Source organism: Gryllotalpicola ginsengisoli DSM 22003, assembly GCF_000419445.1.
Taxonomy (GTDB): Bacteria; Actinomycetota; Actinomycetes; order Actinomycetales; family Microbacteriaceae; genus Gryllotalpicola; species Gryllotalpicola ginsengisoli.
In genome coordinates this window covers 741939-765717 of sequence record NZ_AULK01000001.1, presented here as the reverse complement: position 1 = coordinate 765717, position 23779 = coordinate 741939, and the positions used below count along the sequence as shown (strand labels likewise).

The 23779-nt window shown below is 71.2% G+C and carries 26 protein-coding genes and 1 tRNA gene; 19 read left to right on the top strand and 8 right to left on the bottom strand.

What is annotated here, in order from left to right:
- Nucleotides 1-49: 49 nt before the first annotated feature.
- Both H563_RS0103775 and H563_RS0103770 read right to left on the bottom strand, forming a co-directional pair.
- A complete protein-coding gene (locus tag H563_RS0103775) occupies nt 50-847 on the bottom strand; it encodes an ABC transporter ATP-binding protein (RefSeq protein WP_022881280.1) in 798 nt (265 codons plus the stop codon).
- Entirely contained in the window at nt 847-1665 is an 819-nt protein-coding gene (locus H563_RS0103770) for an ABC transporter permease (RefSeq protein WP_022881279.1), read from the bottom strand. The genes H563_RS0103775 and H563_RS0103770 overlap by 1 nt, the downstream gene beginning before the upstream one ends.
- Before the next feature lie 41 nt (nt 1666-1706).
- Here H563_RS0103770 and H563_RS0103765 point away from each other — a divergent pair, with 41 nt between their 5' ends.
- Entirely contained in the window at nt 1707-2504 is a 798-nt protein-coding gene (locus tag H563_RS0103765) for an LLM class F420-dependent oxidoreductase (RefSeq protein WP_022881278.1), read from the top strand.
- Here H563_RS0103765 and H563_RS0103760 read toward each other — a convergent pair.
- On the bottom strand, nt 2501-3190 hold the full coding sequence (locus H563_RS0103760; protein WP_022881277.1) for a phosphonatase-like hydrolase: 690 nt from the start codon (nt 3188-3190) through the stop codon (nt 2501-2503). The two genes, H563_RS0103765 and H563_RS0103760, sit on opposite strands and share 4 nt — an antisense overlap.
- The gene (locus H563_RS0103755) at nt 3187-3957 is read right to left on the bottom strand and encodes a GntR family transcriptional regulator (RefSeq protein ID WP_022881276.1); all 771 of its coding nucleotides are present in this window, start codon (nt 3955-3957) and stop codon (nt 3187-3189) included. Before H563_RS0103755 ends, H563_RS0103760 begins: the two co-directional genes overlap by 4 nt.
- A gap of 153 nt (nt 3958-4110) precedes the next feature.
- On the opposite strand from H563_RS0103755, the gene H563_RS0103750 reads away from it, so the two are divergent.
- The 5 genes from H563_RS0103750 to H563_RS0103730 all read left to right on the top strand — a co-directional run bounded on the left by H563_RS0103750 (nt 4111) and on the right by H563_RS0103730 (nt 9279).
- Nucleotides 4111-5223 carry a TIGR03364 family FAD-dependent oxidoreductase gene (locus tag H563_RS0103750; RefSeq protein WP_022881275.1) on the top strand — a complete coding sequence of 371 codons (1113 nt, stop codon included), beginning with the start codon at nt 4111-4113 and terminating at the stop codon, nt 5221-5223.
- A gap of 49 nt (nt 5224-5272) precedes the next feature.
- Nucleotides 5273-6448, top strand: a complete 1176-nt coding sequence (locus tag H563_RS0103745) for an ABC transporter substrate-binding protein (protein WP_022881274.1) — start codon at nt 5273-5275, stop codon at nt 6446-6448.
- 130 nt (nt 6449-6578) lie between these two features.
- Nucleotides 6579-7382: an ABC transporter permease gene (locus H563_RS0103740; protein WP_245556807.1), complete on the top strand. Its 804-nt coding sequence runs from the start codon at nt 6579-6581 to the stop codon at nt 7380-7382.
- Nucleotides 7379-8242 carry an ABC transporter permease gene (locus H563_RS14805; protein WP_022881272.1) on the top strand — a complete coding sequence of 288 codons (864 nt, stop codon included), beginning with the start codon at nt 7379-7381 and terminating at the stop codon, nt 8240-8242. Before H563_RS0103740 ends, H563_RS14805 begins: the two co-directional genes overlap by 4 nt.
- Nucleotides 8203-9279, top strand: a complete 1077-nt coding sequence (locus H563_RS0103730) for an ABC transporter ATP-binding protein (RefSeq protein WP_022881271.1) — start codon at nt 8203-8205, stop codon at nt 9277-9279. The genes H563_RS14805 and H563_RS0103730 overlap by 40 nt, the downstream gene beginning before the upstream one ends.
- Before the next feature lie 82 nt (nt 9280-9361).
- Here the strand turns inward: H563_RS0103730 and H563_RS0103725 are convergent, their stop codons facing one another.
- Nucleotides 9362-10066, bottom strand: a complete 705-nt coding sequence (locus H563_RS0103725) for a phosphocholine cytidylyltransferase family protein (protein WP_022881270.1) — start codon at nt 10064-10066, stop codon at nt 9362-9364.
- A 591-nt stretch (nt 10067-10657) separates the two neighbouring features.
- On the opposite strand from H563_RS0103725, the gene H563_RS18255 reads away from it, so the two are divergent.
- Genes H563_RS18255 through H563_RS0103710 form a run of 3 tightly spaced genes read left to right on the top strand, consistent with a single transcriptional unit; the run spans nt 10658 to nt 13328 of the window.
- Nucleotides 10658-11410, top strand: coding sequence for an ABC transporter ATP-binding protein (locus H563_RS18255; RefSeq protein WP_022881269.1), 753 nt, complete (start codon nt 10658-10660; stop codon nt 11408-11410).
- A complete protein-coding gene (locus tag H563_RS0103715; RefSeq protein WP_022881268.1) occupies nt 11407-13032 on the top strand; it encodes a hypothetical protein in 1626 nt (541 codons plus the stop codon). Before H563_RS18255 ends, H563_RS0103715 begins: the two co-directional genes overlap by 4 nt.
- Before the next feature lie 20 nt (nt 13033-13052).
- Entirely contained in the window at nt 13053-13328 is a 276-nt protein-coding gene (locus H563_RS0103710; protein ID WP_022881267.1) for a DUF3039 domain-containing protein, read from the top strand.
- 23 nt (nt 13329-13351) lie between these two features.
- Here H563_RS0103710 and H563_RS0103705 read toward each other — a convergent pair whose 3' ends face one another.
- Nucleotides 13352-14653, bottom strand: coding sequence for a nicotinate phosphoribosyltransferase (locus H563_RS0103705; protein ID WP_022881266.1), 1302 nt, complete (start codon nt 14651-14653; stop codon nt 13352-13354).
- Between the two features lie 27 nt (nt 14654-14680).
- On the opposite strand from H563_RS0103705, the gene murI reads away from it, so the two are divergent.
- The 3 genes from murI to rdgB are packed head-to-tail and all read left to right on the top strand — an operon-like array spanning nt 14681 to nt 16844.
- On the top strand, nt 14681-15511 hold the full coding sequence (murI, locus tag H563_RS0103700; RefSeq protein ID WP_022881265.1) for a glutamate racemase: 831 nt from the start codon (nt 14681-14683) through the stop codon (nt 15509-15511).
- A 2-nt stretch (nt 15512-15513) separates the two neighbouring features.
- Nucleotides 15514-16248, top strand: coding sequence for a ribonuclease PH (gene rph / locus H563_RS0103695; RefSeq protein ID WP_022881264.1), 735 nt, complete (start codon nt 15514-15516; stop codon nt 16246-16248).
- The gene (rdgB, locus tag H563_RS0103690; RefSeq protein WP_027479095.1) at nt 16245-16844 is read left to right on the top strand and encodes an RdgB/HAM1 family non-canonical purine NTP pyrophosphatase; all 600 of its coding nucleotides are present in this window, start codon (nt 16245-16247) and stop codon (nt 16842-16844) included. Before rph ends, rdgB begins: the two co-directional genes overlap by 4 nt.
- On the opposite strand, the gene H563_RS0103685 is transcribed toward rdgB, so the two are convergent.
- Nucleotides 16807-17511 carry a DedA family protein gene (locus H563_RS0103685; protein WP_022881263.1) on the bottom strand — a complete coding sequence of 235 codons (705 nt, stop codon included), beginning with the start codon at nt 17509-17511 and terminating at the stop codon, nt 16807-16809. The genes rdgB and H563_RS0103685 overlap by 38 nt on opposite strands.
- A 41-nt stretch (nt 17512-17552) precedes the next feature.
- A tRNA-Leu gene (locus tag H563_RS0103680) sits at nt 17553-17634 on the bottom strand.
- 75 nt (nt 17635-17709) lie between these two features.
- On the opposite strand from H563_RS0103680, the gene H563_RS0103675 reads away from it, so the two are divergent.
- The 7 genes from H563_RS0103675 to H563_RS17850 are packed head-to-tail and all read left to right on the top strand — an operon-like array spanning nt 17710 to nt 23772.
- On the top strand, nt 17710-19725 hold the full coding sequence (locus H563_RS0103675; protein ID WP_022881262.1) for a beta-galactosidase: 2016 nt from the start codon (nt 17710-17712) through the stop codon (nt 19723-19725).
- Nucleotides 19726-19764: 39 nt separating this feature from the next.
- A complete protein-coding gene (locus H563_RS0103670) occupies nt 19765-20991 on the top strand; it encodes a CpaF family protein (RefSeq protein WP_022881261.1) in 1227 nt (408 codons plus the stop codon).
- Nucleotides 20988-21851 carry a type II secretion system F family protein gene (locus H563_RS0103665; RefSeq protein WP_022881260.1) on the top strand — a complete coding sequence of 288 codons (864 nt, stop codon included), beginning with the start codon at nt 20988-20990 and terminating at the stop codon, nt 21849-21851. Before H563_RS0103670 ends, H563_RS0103665 begins: the two co-directional genes overlap by 4 nt.
- Complete coding sequence (locus H563_RS0103660; protein ID WP_022881259.1) at nt 21848-22780, top strand: type II secretion system F family protein; 933 nt, start codon at nt 21848-21850, stop codon at nt 22778-22780. Before H563_RS0103665 ends, H563_RS0103660 begins: the two co-directional genes overlap by 4 nt.
- Before the next feature lie 17 nt (nt 22781-22797).
- Nucleotides 22798-22980 (top strand): hypothetical protein, encoded by a 183-nt coding sequence (locus H563_RS0103655; protein WP_022881258.1) that lies wholly within the window; start codon nt 22798-22800, stop codon nt 22978-22980.
- A 2-nt stretch (nt 22981-22982) separates the two neighbouring features.
- Nucleotides 22983-23369, top strand: coding sequence for a TadE/TadG family type IV pilus assembly protein (locus H563_RS0103650; protein ID WP_033209263.1), 387 nt, complete (start codon nt 22983-22985; stop codon nt 23367-23369).
- Complete coding sequence (locus H563_RS17850; RefSeq protein WP_022881256.1) at nt 23347-23772, top strand: hypothetical protein; 426 nt, start codon at nt 23347-23349, stop codon at nt 23770-23772. The genes H563_RS0103650 and H563_RS17850 overlap by 23 nt, the downstream gene beginning before the upstream one ends.
- Nucleotides 23773-23779: the final 7 nt, after the last annotated feature.

Below are 23779 nucleotides of genomic sequence, written 5' to 3'. Positions count from 1 at the left end.
GGGGATAACCCGACCCGCACCCTACCTGTGCGGGGGAAGTCGCGCCTCGCTACTCCGCCGCCGGCCGCGACGGCGTGTTGTAGTCGGCGTTGTAGCGGTCGATGACCTCGTCGATGGGCCCGTCCATCACCAGCTCCCCCTTCTTCAGGTACAGCCCGCGCGTGCAGAAGCGCTTCAGGTCGCGCTCGGAGTGCGAGACGAAGAACAGCGTGCGGCCCTCGGAGAGCAGCTGGTCGATGCGGGCGTAGCACTTCTCGCGGAACGCCTTGTCGCCGACTGCGAGCACCTCGTCCACGATCAGGATCGGCTCCTCCAGCTGCGTGATCACGCTGAACGCGATGCGCACCTTCATGCCGGAGGACAGGTGCTTGTACGGCGTGTCGAGGAACCCGGGGATCTCGGCGAACTCGACGATCTCGTCGAACTTCGCGTCGACCTGCTTCTTCGTCATGCCGTGCAGGCCCGCGGTGAGGTACACGTTGTCGCGCACCGAGAGGTCGTCGACGAAGCCGCCGGTGATCTCGATCAGCGGCGCGACGCCCTGGTGCACGCGCACCGAGCCCTCGTCGGGGATGAGCACGCCGGCGATCAGCTTCAGCAGGGTCGACTTGCCCTGCCCGTTGCGGCCCACGACCCCGATCGCCTCGCCCTGGCGGATGCCGAACGTCACGTCGCGCAGCGCCCAGAACTCGTCCGGCCGCGCACGCCGCCGACGGCCGGCGAACAGGTCCTTGAACGACCGCTTGGCGCGCTTGTTGCGTTTGAAACGGATGCCGAGGCCGGAGACCTCGATGACGTAGCCGCTGCCGCCGGTGCCGGTGACGGGGGTGGAGTCGACCGCGACCATCACATCTCCTTCAGCACGGCGGGCACCGACCGGCGGAAGACGAGGGTGCCGACGCCGAGAATCACGAGCGAGCCGACCGCCGAGACGATCACGTGGCCCATCTCCAGCTCCTTCGGCCAGAAGGCGCAGCGGTAGAGGCCCATGATGCCGGTGAGCGGGTTGAGCTCGAGAATGCGGCCGACGGGGAAGCCGTGGAAGTCCTGCGGCCACTCATCCGGCGAGTACAGCACGGCCGAGGCGTAGAACAGCACGCGGAGGATGAGACGGATGGCCCGCTCGAGGTCCTTGTAGAAGACGGTGAGCGGCGCGACGATCAGCCCCAGTCCGTAGACGAGGATCGCCTGCAGCACGATGCCGAGCGGGAACCACACGACGTAGGCGGTCACGGGCGCGTGGTTGAGGACGGCGAAGATGACGAGCACGGCGAGCGAGGCGATGTACTCGATGCCCTTGGACAGCACGATGCGCGCCACCCACAGCGACTGCGGCAGCTTCACCGAGCGCACGAGCTTCGACTCCTTCGAGAACACGCGCGAGGCATCCGTGATCGTGCTGTTGAACCAGGTCCACGGCAGCAGACCCGCCATCAGGTACACGATGTACGGCTGGTCGCCCGTGCCGCCGCGGTGCATGACCAGCACGAACACGAAGAAGTAGATCAGCGACATGAGCAGCGGGTCGAGGATCGACCACACGTAGCCGAGCGCGTTCGTGGTGTACCGCACCGACAGGTCGCGCTTCGTCAGCAGCCACAGCGAATGGCGGTATCTGGCGAAGGGCGTGCGCTGCGCGGGGCGCACGGCCGTGGAGCTGGTCACGGCCTCAATGCTAGGGGTGCAGTCTGGATAAGTTGGGAGGCGTGACCTCCATCAGAATCGGCGTTCAGATCGCTCCGCAGCACGCCGGCTATCAGCAGATCCGCGACACGGTCGTCGAGCTCGAGCAGCTCGGCGTCGACGTGTTGTTCAACTGGGACCACTTCTTCCCGCTCTCCGGCGAGCCCGACGGGCTGCACTTCGAGGGCTGGACGATGCTCGGCGCGTGGGCGGAACAGACCACGCGGGTCGAGTTCGGGCCGCTGGTGACCTGCAACTCGTACCGCAATCCGGACGTGCTGGCCGACATGGCGCGCACCGTCGACCACATCTCGGCGCACGACGGCGGCCGGGGCCGGCTGATCTTCGGCATCGGCGCGGGCTGGTTCCAGCGCGACTACGACGAGTACGGCTTCGAGTTCGGCACCCCGGGCACCCGGCTCGCCGCGCTCGCCGAGGCGATGCCGCGCATCGAGGCGCGCTGGGCGAAGCTGAATCCGCCGCCCACCCGCGACATCCCCGTGATGATCGGCGGCGGGCGAGAGCGCAAGACGCTGCGCATCGTCGCCCAGCACGCCGACATCTGGCACAGCTTCAGCGACATCGAGACTCTGCGCCGCAAGAAGGGCATCCTCGCCGAGCACGCCGCCGCGGTCGGCCGCGACCTCTCCGAGATCTCCCTGTCGACGGAGGTGCGCATGCGCGACACGCTGCCGGAGGCCGAGCTCGCGCAACTGGTCGACGAGGGCGTCACCCTGTTCACGCACGGCATCTCCGCCCCCGACCTCGCGGGCGGCATCGAGCGCGTGAAGCGGCTGCTGGCCTGGCGCGACCGGCTCTAGGAGGGCAGCTCGCCCTCGCTGCGCAGCAGCGCCGGCAGCTGCGCCGCCGACGCCAGCAGATGCGTGTGGCGGTGCGTCCCGAGCTGCTCGGCCGTGTACGCGCCGGTCGTCACGCCGACCACGAAGCGCGCCCCGGCCGCGACGCCGGCGCCGAGGTCGTTGGCGGTGTCGCCCGCGGTGAGCACCTGCGCGACGTCGGTGACGCCGGTGGCCTCCATGGTGCGGAAGATCAGGAACGGAGCCGGCCGCGAGGCGGGCACCTCGTCGGAGGTGACCAGGGCGTCGATGTCGTCGCCGACCGCCCAGCCGACGGTCTCGAGCAGCGGCTCGGCGACGTCGCGCGAGTAGCCGGTCTGCAGGGCGACCTTGACGCCGGCCGCGCGCAGCTCGCCGACCGCCGCGCGCACCCCCGGGATCAGAGTGGGCGGATCGGCGGCGTATTCGGCCGCGAGCGTCTGCTTGAACACCTCGAACAGCGCGTCCTGGCGCGACACGTCTTCGCCGAGTTCGCTGAGCAGCCCGCCGATGGCGGCGTGCTTGCCCGTGCCGCCCCACCTCGAGAGCAGCTCGTCGCTGATCTGGCGGCCGGTGCTCTCCTCCACGGTGCGTCGCAGCACGGCGTAGACCGTGCCCTGCTCGGCGATGGTCGTGCCCGCCATGTCCAGCGAGGCGAGACGGATGGTCATGCCGTGGTCCCTTCTGGTGTGAGCCGGCGTACCTCGCTCGGCGCGGCGACGGCGGAGCGCGAACGGGAGTTGCGGATCGCGAGCCGCGCCCGGTCGGTGCGATAGCGGTCGTCAGCGTACTCGAGCACGACTCCGTCGCTCGAACTGGTGATGCGCTCGACCCGCAGCAGCGGTGTGCCGATCGGCACGTCCAGCTGTTCGGCGTCGAGTTCGTCGGCGGCGATCGCGGCGATCGTGTGGGTGCCGTGATCGAGCGGCACCCCGCGGGCGATGAGCTCGGCGAAGATCGAGCCGGCGTCGGGGTCGAAGGCGAAGATCTCCCGGCCCACCTGCTCGACGTACCAGCTGCGCTCCAGCATGACGGGCTCGCCGTCGATCGTGCGACGGCGCACGACCACGACGGCTTCATCGGATGCCTCGAGCCCCAGCCGCTCGGCGATGGCGGGTTCCGGCACCCGCCTCGCGATCTCGATGGTCTTCTGCCCGGGCGTGCGCCTCGACGACTGCACCCACGCCGTGAACGAGAAGAAGTCGTCGATCGACTGGGCCAGCGGCCTCGCCTGCACGGCGGGCACCCGGCCCTGACTGGTGGCGATCAGCCCCTCGCTGCGCAGCTGCGCGAGCGCCTGCCGCACCGGACCGCGCGACGAGCCGAACCGCGCGCACAACTCCGCCTCCGAGGGGAGCGGGGCGCCGACGGGCAGCGCCCCCGACGAGATCTGGTCCCGGATCCAATCGCCGATCACCGTGTGGAGAGGAACGCGCACCCTGACTATACAAGCGGTGCTCCTCGCACTCACGCGAAGGGTGTCCACGCTTGTTCACCCAGTGTTGTCCGCCGGTTTCGTGCGGTTGAACATCTGTTGACAAGTGCTCTGCCGGCTCGCTTCCGACCCCGTGCCGCCGCCACAGTGTCAAGCGTGGATTTCGACCTCGCGATCGTGGGCGCCGGCATCGTCGGCCTCGCGCATGCATGGCACGCCTCGCGCGCCGGGCTGCGGGTCGTCGTCCTCGAGCGCGACGGGTACGCCGTCGGTGCGAGCATCCGAAACTTCGGCCACATCTGCACGACCGCGCAGGACGACATCGCACTCGAGTACGCGCTGCGCGCCCGTCAGGAGTGGCTCACCCTGGCCCGCGAAGCGGGCATCCCGGTGCGCGCCGAAGGCACCGTCGTCGTCGCGCGGCGCGCCGAGGAGCTCGCCGTGCTCGAGCAGTTCGCCGCCGCGCGCGGCGCAGACCAGGTGACGATGCTCGATCCGGCCGGGGCATCCGATCGCCTCGGCTTCACGCCGCCCGGTCTGCTCGGCGCCGCCCACCTGCCGCTCGACCTGCGCGTCGACTCGCCGACCGCCGTGCCCGCTCTCGCCGCCCACCTGGCCGCACTCGGCGTCGACGTTCGCTTCGGCGTCAACGTCACGGGTGTCGAGAGCGGCCTCGTGCACACGACCCGCGGCGAGGTGCGTGCCGAGCGCGTGATCGTCGCGGTCGGCCACGACGTGGACCGGTTCTTCCCCGACCTCGCCGCCGAGCACGGCGTGACGCGGTGCCGGCTACGGATGCTCGAGGCCGACGCACCCCGCGGCGTCGACGTCGCCCCCGGCGTGCTCACCGGGCTGTCGCTGCTGCGTTATGACGGGTTCGCCCGGACCGCGGCCGCCGCGGAGCTGCGCGCGGCGATCGCGGCCGACGCCCCCGAACTCGTGGCGCGGGGGGTAAACCTGATGTTCACCCAGCGGCTGCCGCACTCCGAGGCGGCCGGCCGCTTGGTGCTCGGCGACACCCACCACTACGAGGACACCGAGAGCCCGTTCGAAGACGAGGAGTCGGACCAGCTGCTGCTCGAGGAGTTCCGTCGCCTGCTGGGCGCCGACGAGCTGCGGGTGCGCCGCCGCTGGCGCGGCGTCTACGCCTCGAGCCCACAGGGCCCGTACCTCGTCGCAGACCCCCTGCCCGGCGTCACCGCCGTCTCGGTCACGAGCGGCATCGGCATGACGACCGCGCTCGGGCTCGCGGCATCCGTTCTTCCCTGACCCAGATCCCCACCCCCGAAGAATCCCCCAACCAAGAGGAGACTCCCTGATGAAGTCCAAGATGCGGCGCGTCAGCACCGCGCTCGCGCTCGTCGCCGCCGCGGCGATCGCGCTCACGGGTTGCGCGAGCAACTCCGGCGGCAGTGATGCCGGCGCCAAGGCGAAGAACTGCAAGACCCTCACCACCGCCCAGGCTCAGAAGGCGACCAGCGCCGACGACTTCGGCGGTTTCGACTGCCTCGTCGCCGCCGCCGAGAAGGAGGGCCACCTCAACGTCATCACCCTGCCCCCGTCGTGGGCCAACTACGGCAAGATCATCGCCGGCTTCGAGAAGAAGTACCCGGGGATCAAGATCAACTCCGAGAACCCGGACGGCTCGTCGCAGGACGAGGTCGACGCGGCCAACAACGACAAGGGCCAGTCCACCGCCCCCGACGTGTTCGACATCGGCACCACCGTGCTCGAGCAGAACATGGACATCGTCACGCCCTACAAGGTGCAGAACTGGGATGACATCCCCACCGACTTCAAGGACCCCGACGGCAAGTGGTACTACGACTACACCGGCGTGATGTCGATCGGCTACGACTCGTCGAAGATCAAGACGGCGCCGAAGTCCCTGAACGACCTGCTCGGCTCGGAGTACAAGAACTCGGTCGCGATCAAGATGTCCCCGGTCAAGGCCAATGAGGCCCTGATGTCGGTCGTGCTCGCGGCGCTCGACAACGGCGGTTCGGCCGACAACCTGCAGCCGGGCGTCGACTGGTTCAAGAAGCTCAAGGACGCCGGCAACTACATCCCGACCGTCGCCTCGCAGGCGACCGTCAACAACGGTGAGACCCCGGTCGTCATCCAGTGGTCGTTCAACAACGTCGGCTGGGGCGACGAATCCCAGGGCGGCAACCCGAACTTCAAGACGGTGATCCCCTCCGGCCCTGCCGTCGGCTCGTACTACAACCAGGCCGTCGCCGCGTGGGGCCCCAACCCGGCGGCCGCCCGCCTGTGGGAGGAGTACCTCTACACGCCTGAGGTGCAGAACCTGTACCTTGCGGCCGGCGCCTTCCCCGCGACGCTCGACGCCATGACCAAGGCGGGCAAGGTCGACGAGGACGCCCTCAAGTCGGCCGGCGGCCAGCCGAGCTCGATCACGCTGCTCAGCGACGACCAGGCGACCAAGGCCGGAACCTTCATCGCGAAGGCCTGGCCGGCCGCGATGGGCCAGTAACGGTCAGCGCGTGTCCGCCGCATCCGCAGCGGTAGCAGGCCGGTCCGCCGGCGCCGGGGCGCGTAAGCCTCGGCGCCGGGGGGCCGGCTGGCTCGGGTTCACCCCCTTCGCCGCATACACCCTCGTCTTCATGGCCGTGCCGACCGTGCTCGCGGTCTGGGGCGGCGTCACCGCGGAGGACGGCTCGTTCACCCTCGCGAACTTCTCCGCGTTCGGCGACCGGTCGATCCTGAAGGCGTTCGAGAATTCGATCGTGCTGTCGCTCGCGGTCGCGGTCGCCTCCGCGATCCTCGGCGCGATCCTGTGCGTGATGCTTCTCGCCGCGAAGCCGAACGGCATCCTGCGGGTCGTGGTCGACGCGGCGAGCTCGGTGCTCGCCCAGTTCGGCGGCGTGATGCTGGCCTTCGCCTTCATCGCCACGATGGGCAGCTCGGGCATGTTCACCCTGTGGCTGCAGTCGACCTTCCACGTCGACCTGAACTCGCTGGCGCCCGACAAGACGGCCGGCCCGCTGCTCTACCAGCCCGCCGGCATGTTTTTCCCCTACCTCTACTTCTCCATCCCGCTGATGATCATCGCCTTCATGCCGGCCGTCGAGGGGCTGCGTCCGCAGTGGGGCGAGGCGGTCGCCACGCTCGGCGGCGGCCGGTTCAGCTACTGGCGCCACGTGGGTGCGCCGGTGCTCGCCCCATCGTTCTTCGGCGCCATGATCCTGATCTTCGCGAGCGCGTTCTCCTCGTTCGCGACCGCCGCCGCGCTCACCAACTCGGGCATCCTGATCCCGGTCGTCATGCAGCAGGACCTGTCGAGCGAGACGGCCTCGGGCGTGACCAACATCCCGGGCGTGCTCGCCATCGGCATGATCGTCATCATGGCGATCGTGATGTGGGCGTACTCGGTGCTGCAGCGCCGCGCCGCGAGGTGGCAGCGATGAGCCGCCGCGGCAGCGCCCGCGTCGGCGCCGCGCCGGGCCGCGCGACGGCCACGGTCGTGCTCGTGATCGCCGGGCTCGCGTTCCTGTACCCGCTCTACGCGCTCGCGGCGTTCGCGTTCCAGCCCGTCGGGCAGCACTCCGGCTTCACGCTCCAGCATCTGAAGGCGCTCACCGACCCTGTGCGCGCCTACCAGTACGACCAGTTGTGGGAGGGCATCCAGAACTCCCTGGTGATCGCTCTCGTGACGGTGCTGCTGATGCTGGTCTTCCTGCTTCCGGCGATGATCCTCGCCGAGCTGCGCTACCGCCGGGTGCGACAGGCGATCGAATTCGTGTGCCTGCTGCCGATCTCGATCCCCACCGTCGTGCTCGCGGTGGGATTCATCCCCGTCTACCAGGTCATGTGGCAGGCGACCGGCTCGGTCGCCTGGATCCTCGCCTTCGCGATCGGCATCATCTCGCTGCCGTACGCGTTCCGCCCCATCCAGTCCAACATGGCGGGCGTCGACATGGTCACCCTCCAAGAGGCCGCGCGCTCCCTCGGCGCCGGGTGGTTCCAGACGGTGTGGTCCGTGATCCTGCCCAACCTGCGCCGCGGGATCCTCTCGTCCGCCCTGCTCACGGTCTCGGTGGTGCTCGGCGAGTACACCATCGCCTCGTTCCTGCAGCAGAACACCTTCCAGACCGGCCTCGCGCTGCTCGAGCACGCCGACCCGTACGTCGCCTCGACGTTCGCGCTGGCCGCGCTGCTGTTCGTCTTCATCATCCTCGTGCTGATCGGCGCCGCGGGCACGATCCGCCGCAATCGAAAGGTTTCGACATGGTCGCCATCGACAGCAACGCTTCCGCCGGTTCGCTGACCGTCACGGGCACGAGCGTCGAGCTCGTCGACGTGGTGAAGACGTATTCGGGCCATGCCGCCCTCTCGGGCCTGGATCTGAAGGTCGAGCCGGGCGAGTTCGTGGCGCTGCTCGGCCCGTCGGGCTGCGGCAAGACGACCGCGCTGCGCGCCCTGTCGGGTCTCGAGGGGATCGACAGCGGAAGCATCCGGATCGGCGGCGTCGACGTCGTGGACGTCCCGGTGAACCGGCGCGACATCGGAATGGTGTTCCAGTCGTACTCGCTGTTCCCGCACATGACCGCGCAGCAGAACGTCGAGTTCGGGCTGCGCATGCGCAAGGTACCGGCCCAGCAGCGGCGCGCCCGCGCGAGCGAGGCCCTCGAGCTGGTCGGGCTCGGGCACCTCTCGGGCCGGTACGCGCACGAGCTCTCCGGCGGTCAGCAGCAGCGCGTCGCACTCGCCCGCGCGCTCGTCACCCGGCCGCGCGTGCTGCTGCTCGACGAACCGCTCTCAGCCCTCGACGCGAAGGTCCGGGTGCAGCTGCGCGAGGAGATCCGGCGCCTGCAGCAGGAGCTCGGCATCACCACGATCTTCGTCACCCACGACCAGGAGGAGGCGCTCGCCGTCGCCGACCGGGTCGCGGTGATGAATGCGGGAGACATCGAGCAGATCGGCACGCCGGAGGAGCTCTACCTGGCACCGCGCACGCCGTTCGTCGCCGACTTCGTGGGGCTGTCGAACAAGCTGGGCGGCACGCTGGTCGGGGGAGTGGTGACCGTGTACGGTCAGCCGCTGAACGTGCTGGGCGAGGCGCCCGAAGACGGTCCGGTGACGGCGTACGTGCGCCCCGAGGACGTCATCATCACGACGGATGCCGGGCTGCCGGCGACCGTCGTGTCGACCAGTTTCCTCGGCTCACTGCGCCGCACCTTCGTGCGCCTCGCGGACGACACGGTCGTCGCCGTGCAGCACGACGTGAGCGACCGCCCCGAGCCGGGGCAGCAGGTGGCGCTGCGCTTCAAGGGGCGGCCGGTCGCGGTCACGCGGCAGGGGTAGTCGGCGCCGTAGGTCTCCATTCACGTCTGCGACGTGAGTCGACCGACGGCGGTCTGCGGCGCCAGTCGACCGACGGGGTGGTTCAAGCGAAGAGGCCGTTGGCCCGCTCGAGGTCCTCGGCGAAGTCCACCTCGACCGCGTACAGGTCGGAGATGTCCATCGGCTCGACAAGGATGCGGTCCTTGGCGATGGAGAGCTCGAGCCCGGCCTCGAAGTAGTCCTGCGCGTCGACCTTGTCGAGGCTGCGGATGAAGCTGGCCTTGTCGCGGCTCGAGATGTAGTTGATGCCGACGGCCTCGCCCAGGGCGACCGCCGTGTCGACCTGCTTCGAGAGCTGATCGATGTATCCCTCGGCGCCGACCGTGTACTTGACCTCCTCGTCGCTCACCTTCGAGGTGTTCACGGTCACGAAGCTCTGGTCGCGGGCGACGAATTCCTTGGCCCGCACGAGCGCCTGCGGGTCGAAGACGACGTCGCCGTTCATCCACAGCACGCCGCCCTTATTGCTGGCGCGCAGCGCGCGCAGCAGGCTCTTGCTCGTGTTGGTCTGGTCGTACTTCTCGTTGTAGACGAACTGCGCGCGGTCGCCGAAGCGCTCCACGATGTCCTCCGCCCGGTAGCCGACGACGATCGTGACCTTGGCATCCTTGCCGAACGCGGTCTCGATGTTGTCGAACTGCTGGCGCATGATGGTGCGCCCGTCGACCAGCTCGGTCAGCGACTTCGGGAGCGCCCGGCCCAGTCGGCTGCCCATTCCGGCAGCCAGAATCACTACCTGAGTCGTCATGTCGTCTCCTCCAGTCAGTAGGCAACAGTTCACCCGCAGTTTACGCACTTCGCCTGAAAGAAGTCGCCTACGCCGCGCGGGGCGCGTGCTTCGTCACAGCGGGCACGTACGGGGCGGGCGGATGCCGGAGGTCCTTGCTAGCGTGGCCGCATGACCTCCCTCCCACAGCCGCCCGACGACGACGCCGCGCGGGAAGGTCGGTCGGCCGAGGCTGCCGGCGGGGAGGAAAAGCCCGCGTCAGATACGAAAAAGCCGGCGCGCAGCAGCTCCACCGCCCGCAAGCCGGCGACCACGCGCAGCGCCTCCGCGCGCAGCACGACGGCTCGTGGCGGTACCTCCCGCACCCGGGCCGCGGACTCGTCCGCGACCACGCGCCGACCGGCGTCCAAGCAGCCTGCGGCGAAAGAGGGGGCGGCCGAACAGGCGGCGACCAAGCAGACGACGGACAAACAGACGGCGGCCAAACAGGCAGCGGCCAAACAGGCAGCGGCCGGCCGCGCTCCGGCGAAGCCGCGCGCGCCGCGGCAGACCAAGTCCAAGGCAGCGGCCCCGCCCCCGCCCCCGCCTCCGCCTCCGCCGCCGAAGCCGACGGTGCTCGGCATCCGTCAGCTCTATAAGAGGTTCGGCACGACGGTCGCGCTCGACGGGGTCACGCTCGAGGTGCCCGAGGGATCGTTCTACGGCATCGTGGGCCCCAACGGCGCCGGCAAGACGACGATGCTGTCGATCGCCACCGGGCTGCTGAGGCCCGACTCCGGGCAGGTGGTGGTGCACGACGTCGACGTGTGGAAGGAACCGAACCGCGCCAAACGGATGATCGGGGTGCTGCCCGACCGGCTGCGTCTGTTCGACCGCCTCACCGGCGCGCAGTTCCTGCACTACGCCGGGGCGCTGCGCGGGCTCGACTCCCAGGCGGTGCGCACGCGCACCGCCGACCTGATCGAGGCGTTCGGTCTCGAGGCCGCGGTCGGCCGGCTGGTCGCCGACTACTCCGCGGGCATGACGAAGAAGATCGCGCTGGCGGCCGCGCTCATCCATTCGCCCAGGCTGCTCGTGCTCGACGAGCCGTTCGAGTCGGTCGACCCGGTGTCGGCGGCCAACCTCATCGAGATCCTGCAGAAGTACGTCGCCGCGGGCGGCACGGTCGTGATGTCCAGCCACAGCATGGATCTGATCCAGCGGGTCTGCGACCGCGTCGCAATCATCGTCTCCGGCGTGGTGCTCGACGCGGGCACTGCCGACGAGGTGCGCGGCGAGAAGACGCTCGAGGAGCGCTTCGTCGAGCTGGCAGGGGGGCGCAGGGCGGCGGAGGGGCTCGAATGGCTGCACAGTTTCTCCGAGTGACGCTTCCCCGCCCGTCCGCCCGGGGGGCCCGCGAACTGCTGCAGGACGCGCCGCTGCTGATGCGGCTCAAGCTCGCGCTGCTCGGCGGCGCGTTCCGGCGCAGCCCCTGGCAGGTGGTGGGGCTCGTCATCGCCTGCCTGTACGGCGCGTTCGCGACGGTGCTGCTGGTGGCGGGGCTGATCGCGGCGCGCCTGTTCGACGCCGACCCGGTGCGCAACGTGATCATCGTCGCCGGCACTGCGGTCACGACCGGCTTCCTGCTGCTGCCGCTCGTCTTCGGCGTCGACGACACCCTCGACCCGCGCCGCTTCGCGCCGTTCGGGATACCGACGGATCGCCTCGCGGCGGGACTCGCCGCGGCATCCGTCGTCTCGGTGCCGGCGGCCGTGACCGCCGTGTGCTCGCTCGCCACGGTCATCACCTGGTCGCGCGGGTTCTGGCTCGCGGTGCTCGCGCTGATCTGCGCCGCACTCGGGTTCGCGACCTGCGTGCTCGCCGCCCGCGTCGCCACGGCGGTCGCCGGGTTCGTGCTCGACACGCGCCGCGCGCGGGATCTCACCGGCGTGATCGGCGTGCTGCTCGTGGTGCTGATCTCTCCGCTCGTGCTCTCCCTCGTGAACGTCGACTGGAGCCGCGACGGGCTCTCGGCCGTCGGCGTGCTCGCGGACATCCTGCGCTGGTCGCCCATGGGCGCGGCGTGGGCGGTGCCTGCCGACACCGCGGCGGGGCACGGGGGAGCGGCGGCCGTGGAGCTGCTCATCGCCCTCGCCACCCCGGCCGCGCTGTGGCTCGCCTGGCGGGCGCTCGTCGCCCACATCATGGTGACCCCGGGCCGCTCCGCCGAGGTGAAGGTGTACCCGGGACTCGGCTGGTTCGGCGTGCTGCCCGCCAGGCCCTGGGGGGCGGTCGCGGCACGCAGCCTGAGCTACTGGATGCGCGACCCGCGGTACTGGGCGTCGCTCGTGATGATCCCCATCATCCCGGTGCTGATCCTCGGGGCCCTCGCGGTCGTGCACGCGGTTCCGACGCCGTACCTCGCGCTGTTGCCGCTGCCGATCATGATGGTGTTCCTCGGCTGGAGCGCGCACAACGACGTGGCGTACGACGGCACGGCGATCTGGCTGCACGTCGTGTCGGGAACGGCGGGCCTCGCCGACCGGGTCGGCCGGCTGTTCCCCGTGCTGCTGATCGGCGTGCCCGTCGTCGTGGTCGGCTCGATCGTGTCGGCTGCCTACTACGGCGACTGGCGCGTGCTGCCGGCCCTGATCGGGGTGTGCGCCGCCGAGCTGCTGGCCGGGCTCGGGCTGTCGAGCATCACCTCGGCGCTCGTGCCGTACCCGGTCCCGAAGCCCGGCGACAGCCCCTTCCAGCAGCCGCAGAGCGTGGGCGCCGCAGCGGCCTTCGTGCAGTCGTTCAGCCTGGTCGTGATCCTGATGCTGTCGGCTCCGGCGATCGTGTTCGCGGTGCTGGGCGTGTTCCAGGACCCGTCGTGGCTCGGGCTGTCGCTCGCCGCCGGCCTCGCGGTCGGCGTGCTGGCGCTCGCCGGCGGCGTCTTCGCAGGCGCGGCGATCTTCAATCGACGTGGCCCGCAGATCCTCGACGCGGCCGTGCGCGCCGCGTGACCCGCTCGTAAACTGGCGGCATGAGCATCTCCGAACCGGGCGGGCCCGCCGAGGGCGGCGGCACCGCGACACTCGACCGCGAGCTCGAGGAGCTGCTGAACTCCGAGCAGATCGAAGACGGCGACCACGACCGCTTCGCGCACTACGTGCGCAAAGAGGCGATCCTCGAGTCGGCGGTGACCGGCAAGCCGGTCAAGGCGCTGTGCGGCAAGGTCTGGACGCCGGGCCGAGACCCGGAGAAGTTCCCGGTCTGCCCGACGTGCAAGGAGATCTACGAGTCGCTGGCCTTGGAGTAGGGCCGGCTTCGGGACTGCTGTCGTCAGACGTAGATCGTCGGCAGGACCGGCTCGTCGGCGCCCAGCTTGAACGCCTCCTCGGGCAGCTCCTCGATGGCCTTCGCACGGTGGGCCCGCGCGGCGGCCACGCCGGAGTGGCCGAGGTACGAGGCATCCGCTTCGCCGTCCTGCATGAGCGTGACGAGCAGTTCGCGCCCCTCCTCGCGCGGCGGGCGCTGGGTGAGCACGTGCACCACCTCCGCCGTTGCGATTCCGGCCGCGTCGAGGTGGCGGATGGGGGCCTTGCGGCCGCCGACGGTCGCCTTGCCGTCCGACTTCTTCGCGACCGAGACCCACTCGCCCGCGTCGTCCTTGTGCGCCACGAGCTTGTACACCATGCCGGCCGCCGGCGCGCCCGAGCCGGTGACGACCGAGGTTCCGACCCCGAATGCGTCGACGGGGCTCGCCGACAGGGCCGCGATGGTGAACTCGTCGAGGTCGTTGGTGACGGTGATCTTCGTGTCTGTCGCGCCGAGCCGGTCGAGCTGGGCGCGGGCCTTGGCGACCAGCCGGGGCAGATCGCCCGAGTCGAGACGGATGCCGCCGAGCCCGGTTCCCGCCACCGCGATGGCGGTCTCGATGCCCTTCTCGACGTCGAAGGTGTCCACGAGCAGCGTGGTGCCGGTGCCCATGGCGGCCACTTGGGAGCGGAACGCCTCCTCTTCGCTCTCGTGCAGCAGCGTGAAGGCGTGGGCCGCCGTTCCCATCGTCGGGAGGCCCCACCGGCGCCCCGCCTCGAGGTTCGACGAGGCCTCGAAGCCCGCGATGTAGGCCGCCCGCGTGGCCGCGACGGCCGCGTCCTCGTTGGCGCGCCGAGAGCCCATCTCGGCGATCGGCCTCCCGAGCGCGGCGTGCACCATGCGGCTCGCGGCCGTCGCGACGGCCGAGTCGAAGTTCAGCACCGAGAGCACGAGCGTCTCGAGCAGCACGCCCTCGCCGAAGGGCGCCTCGACCGACAGCACGGGGGAGCCGGGGAAGTAGACCTCGCCTTCGCGATAGCCGGTGATCGTGCCGGTGAAGCGGTAGTCGGCGAGCCAGTCGAGCGTGGCATCGGAGACCACCTTCTCCTCGCGCAGCCACTCGAGCTCCGCGTCGCCGAAGCGGAACCGCTCGATCAGCTCCAGCAGGCGGCCGGTGCCGGCCAGCACCCCGTAGCGGCGGCCGAGCGGCAGCCGGCGCGCGAACACCTCGAACACGCACTCCCGCTGCGCGGTGCCGTCGGCCAGCGCCGCGTCCAACATGGTCAACTCGTAGCGGTCGGTGAGCAGCGCGGTCGAGGAGGTCACGTTTCTCAACCTACATAGAATCGATTCATGAGCGACGCGCCGATCGGCATCTTCGATTCCGGCGTCGGCGGCCTCACGGTGGCGCGCGCGGTGCGCGATCAGCTGCCCAACGAGTCCATCCTCTACGTGGGCGACACGCTGCACTCGCCCTACGGTCCGAAGCCCATCGCCGAGGTGCGCCGATACGGCCTCGAGGTGCTCGACTTCATGGTCGAGCAGGGCGTGAAGATGCTCGTGATCGCCTGCAACACCGCGAGCTCGGCGCTGCTGCGCGACGCGCGCGAGCGCTACGACGTTCCGGTCGTCGAGGTCATCCAGCCGGCCGTGCGCCGCGCCGTCGCGACCACCCGCAACCGGCGCATCGGCGTGATCGGCACGGTGGGCACGATCGCGTCCCGCGCCTACGAGGACGCCTTCGCCGCGGCCCCCGACCTGCGGCTGTTCACCGCGGCGTGCCCGCTGTTCGTCGACTACGTCGAGCGCGGGGTCACCAGCGGGCCGGAGCTGCTGGCCGTGGCATCCGATTACCTCGCCCCGCTGGGGCGGGCCGGCATCGACACGCTCGTGCTCGGCTGCACCCACTACCCGTTCCTCAAGGGAGCGATCTCGTACGTCATGGGCGACGACGTTTCGCTCGTCTCCAGCGACGCCGAGACGGCGGCCGACGTCTACCGCGTGCTCGTCGGGAGCGGGCTCGAGCGCCGCGCGGCGGGCGACCCCGTGATCCGCTACGAGGCGACGGGCGAGGACACGCTCGCGTTCCAGAGACTGGCTCATCGGATGCTCGGGCTCGACGTCTCCCGCGTCGACCTGGTGAGCACCGGCGTCATCGACCTTCCCCCGATCGAAAGGCATTGACCGTGGCAGAGACGACCCGCGCCGACGGGCGCACCCCCGACCAGTTGCGACCGGTCGTGATCGAGCGCGGCTGGAGCCGCCAGGCGGAGGGCAGCGCGCTGATCTCCTTCGGCGAGACGCGGGTGCTGTGCACCGCCTCGTTCACGAACGGCGTGCCGCGCTGGCTGACCGGGCAGGGCAAGGGCTGGGTGACGGCCGAGTACGCGATGCTGCCGCGGGCCACCAACTCGCGCAGCGACCGGGAGTCGGTCAAGGGCCGCATCGGCGGGCGCACGCACGAGATCAGCCGCCTGATCGGCCGATCGCTTCGCGCCATCGTCGACATCAACGCCCTCGGCGAGAACACGGTCGTGCTCGACTGCGACGTGCTGCAGGCCGACGGCGGAACCCGCACCGCCGCGATCACCGGCGCCTACGTCGCCCTCGCAGACGCGCTCGCGTGGGGCAAAGAGCAGGGCTTCCTCGCCAAGAAGGCGCAGCCGCTCAAGGACTCCGTGTCGGCCGTCTCGGTCGGCATCATCGACGGCGTTCCCATGCTCGATCTGGCATATGTCGAGGACGTGCGCGCCGAGACCGACATGAACGTGGTCGTCACCGGCTCCGGCGCTTTCGTGGAGGTGCAGGGCACGGCCGAGGGCGCGCCGTTCGACCGGGCGGAGCTGGACAGCCTGCTCGACCTCGCGCTCGCCGGCAACGCCGAGCTCGCGCAGCTGCAGCGCCAGGCGCTGGAGGGCTGAGCGTGCGCGTCGTGCTCGCCACCCACAACGCGCACAAGGCGGCCGAGTTCCAGCGCATCCTCGCCGCTGCGGTGCCAGGGCTCGAGATCGTCGCCTACGACGGGCCGGAGCCCGTCGAGGACGGCGCGAGCTTCGCGGAGAACGCGCTGATCAAGGCGCGGGCGGCGGCCCGGCACACCGGGCTGCCGGCGATGGCCGACGACTCGGGCATCTGCGTGGACGTCATGGGCGGGGCACCCGGCATCTTCTCCGCGCGGTGGTCGGGGCGGCACGGCGCCGACCGGGAGAACCTCGAGCTGCTGCTCGCGCAGCTCGCCGACGTGCCGGACCGGCTGCGCACCGGCCACTTCTCGTGCACCATCGCGCTGGTCTCGCGCGGCACCGAGCACGCCGTGGAGGGGGTGTGGCCGGGCACGATCGCCCGCGAGCCGCGCGGCGAGAACGGGTTCGGCTACGACCCGATCTTCCTGCCCGACGGCGAGGGCGGGCGGTCGGCCGCAGAGCTCGACCCGGAGCGCAAGAACGCGGTGAGCCACCGGGCCCGCGCGTTCGCGGCGATCATTCCGTCGCTGACGGCTTCGGCTTCGGCGAGCTGACGCCGCCGCCGCTCTGCGCGCGCTTGGCCTTGCGCTGCGCGTTCAGCAGGTGCAGCCCGGTCGGCACGACGCTGACCACGACCGCGCCGATCAGGATCACGTCGATGTAGTCCTCCACGAAGTGCTGCACCGGCGGGATGAAGTGCAGCACATAGCCGAGGTAGACGATGCCCGCGCCCCACAGCAGCGCGCCGATCGCGTTGTACAGCGTGTACTTGCGGTAGTCCATCTTGCCGACGCCGGCGGCGACCGGGGCGAAGGTGCGCACGACCGGCACGAACCGCGCGATGATCACCGCGGGCGCCCCGAAGCGGCTGAAGAACGCGTTCGTCCGATCCACGTTCTCCCTCGAGAAGAGGCCGGACTCCCGCCGCTCGAAGATCGGCGGACCCACCTTCCGGCCGATGAAGTAGCCGAGCTCGCCGCCGAGGAACGCGGCGATGCAGATGAACAGGGCCACCCAGTACACGTGCCAGTGGAAGGCGAGCACGGCGGGCGCGGACAGCACGCCGCTGATCAGCAGCAGCGTGTCGCCCGGCAGCACGAACCCGACGAGCAGACCGGTCTCGGCGAAGATGATGCCGCACACGACGAGGAGGGCCCAGGGACCCGCGGAGTGGATGATCGTCTGCGGGTCGAGGAACGAGAAGAGTGAGGCCTGGTGCAACGGATTCCTCGTGCTTTGGGTGATGCCTGAGCGGGTGGTCGTACGGGAGAAGGGGCTTGAACCCTCACGCCTTACGGCACAGGAACCTAAATCCTGCGTGTCTACCAGTTCCACCACTCCCGCAGGTGGTGCGAGTCTATCCGGCGGCGATGTGGCGAGTCTTCCGGGACGTCCCTGAGAAACGGCCAAGGTGGAGTCATGGCGGACGATCGGATGGCCCGGCTGCGGGAACGCCTCGGCGGGGTCGCCTTCGGTGGGGACTACAACCCCGAGCAGTGGGATCCCGCGGTGTGGCGGGAGGACGTCGAGCTGATGCGGCGGGCGGGGGTGAACCTCGTCACTGTCGGCGTGTTCGCGTGGGCGTCGCTCGAAGCTGAGCCCGGGGTGTTCACCTTCGACTGGCTCGACGAGGTGCTCGACCTGCTGCACTCGGGCGGCATCGCGGTCGACCTCGCCACCCCGACGATGGCGCCGCCCGTGTGGCTCTCCCACGGCCACCCCGAGGTGCTGCCGGTGCGCGAGGACGGCCAGCGCTTCGGCTTCGGCAACCGGCTGCACTACGACCCCGCGTCGCCCCGGTACCGGGAGGCGGCGGCGCGGATCACCGACGCGATCGCGGCGCGGTACGCGCAGCATCCGTCGGTCGCCATGTGGCACCTCAGCAACGAGTACGGGCCGGTGTCGTGGGGCGGGGCCAGCGCGGCGGCGTTCCGGGACTGGCTGCGCGAGCGCTACGGCGACCTCGAGGCGCTCAACGACGCCTGGTACACGCGGTTCTGGGGGCAGCGCTACACGGCGTGGGAGCAGGTCGAGCCGCCCGAGGTGCCGCGCAGCTGGTCGAATCCGACCCGCCGGCTCGACTTCTTGCGCTTCGCCTCCGACGTGCTGCTCGAGTGCTTCACGACGGAGCGCGACATCGTGCGCCGGTACAGCGAGCTGCCGATCACGACGAACTTCATGCGCTTCTACCGTCGCGCCGACTACTGGCGGTGGGCGCAGGAGGAGGACGTGGTCGCGCTCGACATCTACCCGAACCCGGGGGAGGCCGACTCGCGGGTGGCCGCGGCGCTGAACTTCGACCTGATGCGGTCGCTGAAGGGCGGCCCGTGGGTGCTCATGGAGCAGGCCGCGAGCGCCGTCTCGCAGTGGCCGGTGAACAACGTGAAGCGCCCCGGCATGATGCGCGCCGGCTCCTACCAGGCGATCGCGCACGGCGCGGACACCGTGCTGTTCTTCCAGTGGCGGGCCTCGCGCGGCGGGCACGAGCGCTTCCACTCGGCGATGCTGCCGCACTCGGGCACGCGGTCGCGCACGTGGCGCGAGATCGAGGCGCTCGGCGGCGAGCTGGGCCGCATCGCGGAGGTCACGGGCGCGACCTCGCGCGCCGACGTCGCCCTGGTCTTCGACTGGAACGCGTGGTGGGGGTTGATGGAGACGCACGGGCTGCCTCGCAACGACTTCGACTACGCCGAGCTCGAGACCTCGTGGTACCGCCCGCTGCTCGAGGCGCACCTCGCCGTCGACCTGGCCTCGTTCGAGAGCGCCCTCGACGGCTACCGCTGCGTGCTTGTGCCGAACGCCTACCTGGTCACGGATGCGTTCGCGCAGCGGCTCGCCCGCTTCGCCGAGGCCGGCGGCACGGTGGTCATCGGGTTCTTCTCGGGCGTGGTCGACGAGCGCAACCAGGTGCTCCAGCCCGCCTATCCCGGCGCGTTCCGGCAGTTGATCGGCGCCTACATCGACGAGTACTGGCCGGCGCGGGCCGGCGAGAGCTTCGGCGTGCGCTTCGCGTCCGGCGAGGAGGCTGTGGCCGACTGGTGGCAGGAGAGCATCGAGCTCGAGACGGGCGCCGCGCTTGCCGAATTCCGGAACGGACTGCTCGCCGGCCGGCCCGCCGTGGTGGAGAACCGGGTGGGCGAGGGGCGGGTGGTGTACGTCGGCACGCGGCTCGAGGCATCCGCTCTGGCGACGCTGCTGCTCGACACGGCGCACGCGGCCGGCGTCGCCTCCGTGGTCGCCGACGCACCCGCGCAGGTCGAGGCGACGATGCGGTCCAAGGGCGGCGCCGACTACCTGTTCCTGATCAACCATTCTGAGACGGATGCCGCGGCCGTCCGCCTGCCGCGCGCCGGCGTGGACCTGCTCACCGGCGCCGCCGTGTCGGGCACGCTCGAACTGGAGCCTCTCGGCGTCGCCGTCGTGCGCTGTGGATAATTCCCGCGGCTGATCCGCCCCGGTCGGCATCATGCTCGCATGACCGACGCCGTGCGCCTCATCACCGATCGCGTTCGCGAGCGCGTGCTGCAGGCGGGCGGCGACGGGGCCGGGCGGCCCGAGCGAGCCGCCGAGTACGCGCGCGACGAGGTGCGGCGCTACGCCGAGCTCGCGCTCGGCGGCACGGTGCCGCTGCTCGAGGACGAGCGGGCGGCCGAGGCGCAGGTGGTGGCCGCCGTCAGCGGTCTGGGCCCCCTGCAGCCCTACCTCGACGACCCCACCGTCGAGGAGATCTGGATCAACCAGCCGCACCGCGTGTTCATCGCGCGCGGCGGCGTCTCCGAACTGACTCCGCTGGTGCTGACGGAGGCTGAGGTCCGCGACCTGGTCGAGCGGATGCTTCAAGCATCCGGTCGCCGGGTCGACCTCAGCCAGCCGTTCGTCGACGCGTCGCTCGCCGACGGCTCGCGCCTGCACGTGGTCATCCCCGACGTCACGCGCTCATGGTCGGTCAATATCCGCAAGTTCAATGCCGCGATCCGCGAGCTGCCGCAGCTGGTCGCGCTCGGGTCGCTGACGCAGCAGGCGGCGGAGTTCCTGCGCATGTCGGTGCTCGCCGGGTGCAACGTGCTGGTCGCCGGGGCGACGCAGAGCGGCAAGACGACGCTGCTCGGCGCCCTGATGTCGGCGGTGCGCCGCACCGACCGGGTGGTGACGGTCGAGGAGACCTTCGAGCTCGACCTCGCCGTGCGCGACGTGGTCGGGATGCAGTGCCGGCAGCCCTCCTTGGAGGGAACCGGCGAGATCACGCTGCGCCGGCTGATCAAGGAGGCGCTGCGGATGCGCCCCGACCGGCTCGTCGTCGGCGAGGTGCGCGAGGCCGAGGCGCTCGATCTGCTGCTGGCCCTGAACGCCGGCATCCCGGGCGCCTGCTCCATCCACGCCAACAGCGCGCGCGACGCCCTGGTCAAGCTGTGCACCCTGCCGCTGCTGGCGGGGCGGAACATCGACGCGGGGTTCATCGTGCCGACCGTCGCGAACTGCCTGGACCTCGTCGTGTTCTGCGAGCTCGACCGGTCGGGCGCGCGGCACGTGACCGAGATCCTCGCGCTCACCGGCGCCGTGAACGCGGGAGTGATCGAGGCGAGCCCGATCTTCCGCCGGCAGGGCGGCTCGCTCGTGGCCACGGGCGGTCACCCGGCCAAGCTGGCGAAGTACCGGGCCGCCGGTTTCGACCCCGCGATCGTGCTGGGCGGTGCGGCGTGAACGCCGCCGCGCAGGGCGCGCTGCTCGGGGCGGTGCTCGGCACCGGGCTGCTGCTCATCGTGCTGCCCGCGCCGCGACGGCGGGCGCCCCGCCCGAGCAGGGCGGATCGGCTGCGCACCGTGCTGCTGCAGGCCGGGCTCGCCGACCTGAGCCCCGTCGCGTTCTGGACGCTGACCGCCCTCGGCTTCCTGCTCTGCGCCTCGCTGGCCGCCGCGGTGATCGCGGTGCCGGGCATCGCGCTGGCCGCGGGATGCGCGGGAGCTGCGGCGCCGTGGGCGGTCGTCTCGTGGCGGCTGCGGCGGCGCCGGTCCGCACAGCGGGCCGCATGGCCCGACGTCGTCGACCAGCTCGTCGCAGCAGCCCGCACCGGCATCGCCCTGCCCGACGCGGTGGCGGCGCTCGCCCACGCCGGGCCCGAGGCCACCCGGCCGGCGTTCGAGCGCTTCGGCCGGGAGTACCGCGCGACGGGGTCGTTCTCGCGCTGCGCCGACCGGCTCAAGGACGAGCTGGGCGACCCGGTCGGCGACCGGATCATCGAGACGCTGAAGATGGCCCGCGAGGTGGGCGGCACCGAGCTGGTCGGAGTGCTGCGCACGCTGGGGGCGGCACTGCGTGAGGATGCGGCGGCGCGCGCCGAGCTGCAGGCCCGGCAGTCGTGGATCGTCAACGCGGCCAGGCTCGGCGTCGCCGCACCGTGGGTGGTGCTCGCGCTGCTGACCACCCGCGCCGAGGGCCGGGCGGCCTACGCCACGCCCGCCGGCACGGTGATCGTCATCGTTGCCGCCGTGGTGAGCGTCATCGCCTACCGGGTGATGATCGCTCTCGGCCGGCTTCCCGAGGAGCGGCGGTGGTTCCGATGAGCACCATCGGCTGGGGTGTGCTGTGCGGGCTCGGTCTCGGCCTCGGCCTGTGGGCGATGATCGCCGCGCTGCCGGCGCTGCGACGCCCGCGCCTGGAGGCCCGCCTCGCCCCGTACCTCGTGGACGTCTCGCCCGCCGCGCGAGAGCTGGCGTGGCGGCGCCGGCCCGCCGCGCCGTTGCTCGGCGAGCTGTTCGGTCCGGCGGCGCTGGGGGCGCGCGATGCGGTGCTGAGGTGGATCGGCGGCGAGGCATCCGTCGCCCTCAGACTGCGCCAGGCGGGGTCGGCCCGCAGCGTCGAGGGGTTCCGGCTGTTGCAGCTCGGCGGAGTGCTCGCAGGCGGTGCGGCGGGGCTGCTGTGCGCGGCCGGGATCGCCGCGGCGAGGCCGGTGCCGGTGCTGGCGTGGGTCGCCCTGTCGGCGTCGTTCGCCGTGGCCGGGTTCGTGGCCTGCGACGCACTGCTGACCCGGGCGGCGGCCCGACGCCTTTCGCGCATCGCGGAGGAGTTCCCGACCGTCGCGGAGCTGCTCGCGCTGTCGCTGGCCGCGGGCGAGGGCGTGCACGACGCGATCCGCCGCGTCGCCCGCGCCTCGAGCGGCGAGCTCGGCGCGGAACTGCGCACCGTGGTCGCCGACGTGGGCGTCGGCGTTCCGCTGGCCGACGCGCTCGAACGGATGGCGCGGCAGCTGCGCCTGCCCGCCCTGGTCGGCTTCGTCGATGCGGTCACGGGAGCGCTCGAGCGCGGCGCCCCGCTCGCCGAGGTACTGCGCGCCCAGGCATCCGATGCGCGCGCGGAACGCAAACGCGACCTGCTCGAGCTCGCCGGGCGCAAAGAAGTGGCGATGCTGCTGCCGCTGATCTTCGGCGAGCTGCCGTTGACGGTGCTGATCGCGGTGTTTCCGGGCGTGTTCATCCTGCGCACGGGCATGTGAGCTGAAGGGGAGAAGACATGTTGAAGGTGCTGATCGCGCTGTTCGCGCGCACCCGGGCCGAGGAGCGCGGAGACGTGCCCGGATGGGTGTTGATCACGGCCATGACCGCGGGGCTCGTGATCGCCCTCTGGGCGCTCGCGGGCGACGCGCTCACGCAGGTGTTCCAGCACGCGATGGACTCCGTGCTGACGGGGCCGTGACGATGCGGCGGCTGCTTTCCGACCAGCGCGGCGCCGCACCCGCCGAGTTCGCGCTGGTCAGCGGCCTGCTGGCCCTGCTGCTGCTGGCCGTGCTGCAGTTCACGCTGGCGCTGCTCGTGCGCAACACCGTGCAGGACGCCGCGGCGCAGGGCGCACGGGTCGCCGCCTTCGCCGACGGCTCGCTCGCCGACGGCGCCGACCGCGCCCGCGAGCTCATCACGGCGGCCGTCGGCGCCCGGTACGCCCGGCACATCTCTGCCGACTACACCACGGTCGACGGCCTGCGGGTCGTCGAGATCCGCGTCGCCACGCCGCTGCCGCTCGCCGGACTGCTCGGCCCCGACCGCGGGCTGGAGGTGACCGGCCATGCGGCGCTGGCGGACGGATGAGGCCGGCAACGCCTCCCTCGAGTTCCTCACGGCGGGTGTGCTGCTGCTCGTGCCCCTCGTCTACCTCGCCCTCGCGCTCGCGACCATCCAGGGCGCCACGCTCGGCGTCGAGGGAGCGGCACGTGAGGCGGCGCGCGCCTACGTGCAGGCGGCGACGGATGCCTCAGGCCGCAGCTCCGCCGACGAATCGGTCACCGTCGCCCTCGCCGACCACCGCATCGACCGCGCCCCCGGCGACCTCGAGCTGCACTGCGACACCGGCGACGCCGACTGTCTCGCGGCGGGTCACCGCATCACCGCGACGGTGCGGGTCTCGGTCGCGCTTCCGCTCGTCCCGGTCGCCCGGGTGCCGGTGGAGGCGACGGCCAGTGCCCCGATCTTCCGCCTCGGGGCGGCGCCGTGATCGGGGC